Source organism: Mesorhizobium sp. GbtcB19, from assembly GCF_019091085.1.
GTDB lineage: Bacteria > Pseudomonadota > Alphaproteobacteria > Rhizobiales > Rhizobiaceae > Mesorhizobium.
In genome coordinates, this window is the sequence record NZ_JAGXJY010000448.1 from 1 (window position 1) to 241 (window position 241).

1 protein-coding gene is annotated in these 241 nt (G+C 58.1%); it reads right to left on the minus strand.

Annotation, left to right across the window (positions count from 1 at the left end; genetic code table 11):
• Window positions 1-241: hypothetical protein (locus KVT37_RS32705; RefSeq protein WP_217579073.1), on the minus strand; the 241-nt coding region annotated here is incomplete at both ends.

The following is a 241-nucleotide window of genomic DNA, read 5'->3' on the forward strand; positions in this document are numbered from 1 at the left end:
TACTGGCATTCCCGCTGCCCGTGGCGACCTGCTCCGCCATCTGCGTGGCCTTCGCCTGTTCTTTGTCCAGCAGAAGCTCGATCGTCAGTGTGACGACATTGGGTGCCGCGGTTGGCCAGTTTGGCGCGCCGTCCGCGGCTAATTTCAACGCCAATAAAAAGTCGTTCAATTCGTCGAAGATGATGCGGTAACCTGCCTCGGCCGGTTCAAGGATGTTGGCGTGGCATAACGCATTGACCAG